Source organism: Mesorhizobium sp. B1-1-5, from assembly GCF_006443065.1.
Lineage (GTDB): Bacteria > Pseudomonadota > Alphaproteobacteria > Rhizobiales > Rhizobiaceae > Mesorhizobium.
On the sequence record NZ_VFWS01000529.1, the window covers coordinates 1 to 1,173 of the forward strand.

The 1,173-nt window shown below is 63.3% G+C and carries 2 protein-coding genes; both read right to left on the bottom strand.

What is annotated here, in order from left to right; all coding sequences use genetic code 11:
• Positions 1 to 29 precede the first annotated feature (29 nt).
• Entirely contained in the window at positions 30 to 599 is a 570-nt protein-coding gene (locus FJ980_RS33015; RefSeq protein WP_140547601.1) for a DUF1254 domain-containing protein, read from the bottom strand.
• The coding region (locus tag FJ980_RS33020; protein WP_246676691.1) for a DUF1214 domain-containing protein at positions 592 to 1,173 on the bottom strand (582 nt) is incomplete at its 5' end. The genes FJ980_RS33015 and FJ980_RS33020, both read right to left, overlap by 8 nt.

Genomic DNA, 1,173 nt, shown 5'->3' on the forward strand with positions numbered 1-1,173 from the left:
GGTCTGATGCGGATTGTCCGGGCCGCGGTCTAAAAGTCCTGCAGCTCGCACGAACTCTGCTCAAGAAAGCGCGACACGATCGACTTCCAGCTGTCGTCCGGCACGAAGCTGCGGATGACGAATATGCCCTCGTCGATCGGCGCTTCGACGAAGATCGCTCCCTGAAGCTCTTCGGGAAGGTCCCTGCGCATGTCGATCATCTGCGCCGGCGTCAGCACCACGGCATCCAGCTTGCCCCCGGTCGCCGTGTGGTCGTTGAATGAATAGATGTTGTGGCCGTTGCGGTCATAGACAGACACCGACCAGAAGGGCACATTGCCCGGCGCCCTGATCCTCACCCTTCCCTCATCGAGGTCGAACCGGCAAGCCGTCGCATAAAACAGCGGGTCGCCCGATTTCACCACCGGCGCGCCGCCCGCCTCGGCATCGAGCCGGGGCATCCGGTAGAGATCCGACGCCATCGACAGCCGTGACCAGGCATCGCGTTCCGAGAATTCAGGCACCAGAAGCAGCACGACGATATGCACGATGCCGGCGCCGACGAGGCCGAGCAGGACGGCATGTAGAAGTCTGCGCGTCGCGGCATAGACACTACGCATCGCAGCTGACCTTGGTGATCTTGGGCAGCGACACATCCGACAGGCCGGTGCTGCTGGCGATCGGCGTGTCGTAGAATGTCAAAACGAAATACATCCTGCCGGAACCGTCGGTCAGCAGCCAATTGCCGGGCATCGGGTGATGGCCGACGGAAATGAGCACCGAATTGTCGGATTGGCGCAGCACGCCATAGGATTGAAGCGCGGCAACCCGCGATTTGCCGGTCTCGACCACGCTGAGCGATTGGTCGGCGGCATAGAGGGTCCAGAATCGGGCGGTCGGAAATCCGCCTTCGATCGTGTAGGTACATTCGCGCCTGAGTTCTCCGCCAGCTGCGTCGTCCTCGGCGACAAAGGACAGCCCTTCGGCGCGGCCGAGCGCGAGCACGCCCTCGCGCGCCACGCGGGCCTTGGAATAGGGGTCGGCTGCGGGTGTGCCGATATCGGGAAAGGCGGTCCACTGGCCGATCCTGATCGCCCCGACGCCGTCCTGCATTTTCAGCGCATACCAGACGCTGGCGCCGCCGCCGCCGATGGCTATGGCAAGCGAAAGCAGCGTCAGGATGGCGTTCTTGAG